The organism is Anaerobiospirillum sp. NML120448, assembly GCF_023050945.1.
GTDB lineage: Bacteria > Pseudomonadota > Gammaproteobacteria > Enterobacterales > Succinivibrionaceae > Anaerobiospirillum.
In genome coordinates this window covers 1-4,619 of sequence record NZ_JALKIM010000120.1, presented here as the reverse complement: position 1 = coordinate 4,619, position 4,619 = coordinate 1, and the positions used below count along the sequence as shown (strand labels likewise).

General features: G+C 40.9%; 4 protein-coding genes. 2 read left to right on the top strand and 2 right to left on the bottom strand.

Annotation, left to right across the window (positions count from 1 at the left end; all coding sequences use genetic code 11):
- Positions 1–638: 638 nt before the first annotated feature.
- A complete protein-coding gene (gene ilvA, locus MXE38_RS11815; RefSeq protein ID WP_246915312.1) occupies positions 639–2,171 on the top strand; it encodes a threonine ammonia-lyase, biosynthetic in 1,533 nt (510 codons plus the stop codon).
- Between the two features lie 299 nt (positions 2,172–2,470).
- The gene (locus MXE38_RS11810) at positions 2,471–2,695 is read left to right on the top strand and encodes a hypothetical protein (RefSeq protein WP_246915310.1); all 225 of its coding nucleotides are present in this window, start codon (positions 2,471–2,473) and stop codon (positions 2,693–2,695) included.
- Positions 2,696–2,867: 172 nt separating this feature from the next.
- Here the strand turns inward: MXE38_RS11810 and MXE38_RS11805 are convergent, their stop codons facing one another.
- Positions 2,868–3,788, bottom strand: a complete 921-nt coding sequence (locus MXE38_RS11805; RefSeq protein ID WP_246915307.1) for a hypothetical protein — start codon at positions 3,786–3,788, stop codon at positions 2,868–2,870.
- A 248-nt stretch (positions 3,789–4,036) separates the two neighbouring features.
- Positions 4,037–4,240 (bottom strand): hypothetical protein, encoded by a 204-nt coding sequence (locus tag MXE38_RS11800; RefSeq protein ID WP_246915304.1) that lies wholly within the window; start codon positions 4,238–4,240, stop codon positions 4,037–4,039.
- Between the last annotated feature and the right edge of the window lie 379 nt (positions 4,241–4,619).

Sequence of the window (4,619 nt, the reverse complement as noted above, 5' to 3'; positions counted from 1 at the left end):
ATGACATTATATCACATATAATGTCATGATTTATAGAAAAAATTATCTCCCAATAAACATTTTTTTCGATATAAATCTTGACTTTTAATAAATTACATGACACTGTTAGCTAACTTTTAGGTTTAAACGCCTGATAGTATGGCATGGTAGTGTTATTGTGTTGTGCTGCTAGCTAGGTAATGGCTTATATAAGGCATTAAAGAACTTGGAGATTGCGTAGTGGAGCTTTTGCACTTTAAAAGTGCGCAGGGTGGCGCTATGTTCTGGTTTTGGGCAAAAGCCTTGCTCTTATGGGGCTCATGTTAGGATTTACACAAGTTTTGAAAGTTGTCTACTGCTAAGGCGCTTTACTTTGCTAACTGTAGCCAGAGGTTAAGCACTGAAAGTAGTCATGACATGATTAGTAGTTGTCTTGGTGGCACTATCTTAAGCTATGAAACAATAATAGATAGTTCTTATTTAGGGCAGCGGCGTTCTTTGTTTAAGCGACTAGACCTCGAACACCATGGGTTTAGTTTGCTAAAGTAAAAGATATTAAATTAATCTTCGTTTAATAGCACAAAAATCCTTGAGAGTTATGCTTTTAGCTCAGTCTTAAGCAAAGTAGCGTTTTATTTGGAAATTTTTAGGAGTGAAAAATGAGTCAAGGATATGCATTAAGTGGGCAGGAGTATTTACGTAAAATCTTGCTAGCTCGCATTTACCCAGTAGCTCGTTTAACCCCATTACACAAGCTCGAAAAACTTACTGATAAGCTTGGTGTGGGTAAGGTCTACTTAAAGCGTGAAGATTATCAGACCATTCACTCTTTTAAGATTAGAGGCGCTTATAACAAGATTCGTCAGCTCTCTCGTGATCAATTAGATTGCGGTATTGTTGCTGCCTCAGCAGGTAACCACGCCCAGGGCTGTGCTCTTTCTGCCAAGAATTTAGGCTGTCGTGCTGTGATTGTTATGCCTACTACCACCCCTGATTTAAAGGTGGATGCAGTACGTCGCTATGGTGCCGAAGTGGTACTTTATGGCGAGAGCTTTAGTGAGTCTTACGAGCACGCTAAGAATTTAGCTCGTGAGCAGGGTTTAACTCTCATTCCTCCATATGATGATCCTGATGTTATTGCTGGTCAGGGTACCATTGCCCATGAAATTATGGGTCAGGTCAATGAAATTGACACTATCTTTGTGCAAATTGGTGGCGGTGGCTTAGCTGCTGGTATCGCTGTTTATATCAAGAACTTAATCCCTAAGATTAAGGTGATTGGTGTTGAGGCTGAGGGCTCAGCTTGTATGAAGGCTGCCATTGCTAATGGCTCTCCTTGTAATATTGGCTTTGTTTCTCACTTTGCTGATGGCGTGGCTGTAAGCCAAGCAGGTGATGAGACCTTCCGCCTTTGTAACGAGTACTTGGATGACATTATTACCTGCTCTAATGATGAAATCTGTGCTGCTATGAAGGATATCTTTGATGATACCCGTGCTATTGCTGAGCCTAGTGGTGCTTTATCCTTAGCTGGTTTAAAGAAATATGTCCGTATGCATGGTCTTAGCAACGGTAATCATATTGCCATTATGTCTGGCGCTAATGTTAAGTTCCATACCTTACGTATGGTGGCTGAACGCTGTGATGTAGGTGAAATGACTGAGGGTATTTTCTCTGTTGAAATTCCTGAGGCCAAGGGCGCTTTCTTAAACTTCTGTAATACCATCGGTAATCGTCACGTAACTGAGTTTAGCTATCGTCTCCACCGTCGAGATCGAGCCCGTATTTTCGCCTCTATTGAGATGACTAATGGCGATAGAGAGCGCAATGAAATCAGTGCTTCCCTAACCGCTAGTGGCTACAATGTTACTGACTTAACCAAGGATACCTTAGCCAAAGACCATATCCGTTATATGATTGGTGGTCACTTGGGCGATGGTGAAAAAGAGCGTTTATTCCTCTTTGAGTTCCCAGAGACCAAGGGTGCCCTAAACGACTTCTTAACTAAATTAGCTGGCACCTTTAGTATTTCCTTATTCCACTTTAGAATTTCAGGCCTTGAGTACTGCTCAGTATTATGTGGCTTTGATGTTACTAAGGGTGATGAAGGCTTAGATCAATTCCTCAACGATATTAAATATCCATATGTTGAGCTAACTGACAACACAGCCTACAACCAATTCTTATGCTAATTTAGCTTTAGCTTTAGCTTCATAGCAAACCAATAAAGCCCAGGGCTATCATCATAGCCTTGGGCTTTTGTAATGGTACCGTCCACCTCTTAAAGGTTCCTTCCCCATCATTAATGGCTTATTTATCAGTGCTAATACCGCCCCAATTCCTATTAAGTAGCTCCAAGCTGCTTATACCCTGTCCTCAGCGCTTTCATACAACTTCTTAGCAATAAGCCACTATTGGGTGCCCCTTTGCACTGTTTCCTTACCTGATTAATGGTATCAAGGACAATTTAGCTGATGCTTATTTTACAGATATGAATGGTGAGGCTTTAGCTCAGATTGAACACCTAGCGCAGCAATGCTGCCAAGGTATTGGTCTGATTGGCTACTATTATCCTGCTGAGATCTTCATTTCAGAGCATAGTATGCTCTATGCTAAGTGTGAGTTATCTTTGCCTTATTGGAGCGGGAACTTAGACAATGCCAACTCAGTTTCTGTTGCTATGAAGTCAGTGTCAGCTTTAGACGGCAAACTATAGGGGCTTTGTGCTGATTATGGCTATTGCCAAGCTGATTTGGGAGCGTAATTATATAGGGCTTTGCTTAAGTGCTATTGCACTATTGTTAATCTTGTTTACAGGCTGCAAATAGCATCAGACCCAAGCATAGTACTATGCTTGGGCCTAGTGAGCTCTTAGTATTGAGCTGGGCTTATTTCTTTAGGAGTTTGTTAATGGAGAAGTTCTTGCCGTCGCATCTTTCTTGCTCCATTTCCTTTAAAGTATCCATGTCAAAGGCACTATATTGAGTGTCTGAGGCCACACAGACTAATAGATTACCAAACTGCTCATAATCATCCTCCTCTGGGATATCCTCGCGAAGGAAGTCCTCTGGAATACGATCGGCAATAGCATAATAGTCGTAGAAGTTGACCACATTGATAAAATCTTCGAGGTCTAACTGTTCTACTTTAGTGATATCTTCACCAGTGAGCTTGCACCAAAACTTCTTGGCATAATCTACCGACATGATAGCCGAGCCGCCTTGAACCTCATCTACGCTGATGTTGTCACTAGGTGTGGCCATGAGATATTCGCAATCAAACTCTGTGTTAAAAATATTATTGTTTCTAGCTGAGGCCATAGAAATAAAGTGCTTACCTGTATAAGAGCCTCTGCACTTGGCATCAATGGATAAAACACCACCATCTCCACAGCGGGCAAAATCTTTTTCTTGGCAAATGATAGCAAAATCGGTAATTCCACAACGCTCAAATGCTTCTTGCCATGCACTGTAAACAAAGTTCTCAAACTCTGATAAGTACTCAAAGTCTTCAATACCAGCTACGCAAAAGGCACAAAGGTTATGCTCCTCACAATTAAGCTCTGAGCCACTCCATAAGTAGTCCCAATCAGGACTTCCCTCGGTGTGGCTGATAAAGCACATATCGTACTCGTTGTTAATTACATCTTCCCAACCAAATTCGTCGATATCCTCTTCGCTAACAGAGCAATCTTCTCTGATATCTAAGCCTAAGTTATCAAACCATTCGCTCATAGAAGAAGCAGACATAAGCTCAAAAAGCTGCTCTTGCTGATCCTGATCCGCATCGAATAAAACTACAATGTTCACGGACTTCCTCCTTTGGGAGTTTTGGACAAGTGCACTTTGGAACATCTCAATAATGTCCTAAAGGCATATTAACTAGGTGCTGTTAATCTTATTAACCGCCAATACAGATATAGTATACGACACTTAACATCAGACATAGGGGAGACTTTTCATGATTTATTTTAAACTCCCCTTATTTCATGGAAATACTCCATCTAAGCCCAAAAGCTAACGGGCTACAAAGGTTAAGCGCAAGGGAGAGTTGGAGATTATTTGCGCTTGCATTTTTTCCATGACTTGCTAATACGCCATGGTCGGCCATCAGTATCGTAATAAATGGTTTCACGATCGCTTAACTCATGACCATTAAGAGGCAAGATAATACGGCCAAAGAAATTATCATCATTGACCACAATATGCATGCCTGAGGTGCCAAGCATAATACTAAAGAAGTCTGAGACTATATTTACCATCAATCAATCAATCAAGCTTGCATGCATGCATGATTGCCTGCTCCCTTGCTTACTAGCTTGCGTGGCAAGGCTGCTTGTATTCAAGTAGGCTGTTAGCATGAGCGCTTAGTAGTAAGCATAAAGTAAATACCATTAGGATTGGCTTAGTCTTAGGGGATTTTTACTGTAAAAAACTACGGTGGGATTATTACTACCAGACTTTTGGGGCAGCTTTCTAGAGGGTTTTATATGTGCGAATAATTGGTAGGGTGAGCATTAAAAAGGCTAGTTTGACACTAGTGGAATGTTCATCTAATTCTTGGAAAAACTACTCTTAGCTTTTCCATATATAAATATTACTATACTATTCTTAACCATATAGAAGTAATAGGTACACAAT

Bases quoted from the DNA above. Each gene is read 5' to 3' on its own strand.
- ilvA (WP_246915312.1), top strand. From the start codon at position 639: ATGAGTCAAGGATATGCATTAAGTGGGCAGGAGTATTTACGTAAAATC.
- MXE38_RS11800 (WP_246915304.1), bottom strand. From the start codon at position 4,240: ATGGTAAATATAGTCTCAGACTTCTTTAGTATTATGCTTGGCACCTCA.
- MXE38_RS11810 (WP_246915310.1), top strand. From the start codon at position 2,471: ATGAATGGTGAGGCTTTAGCTCAGATTGAACACCTAGCGCAGCAATGC.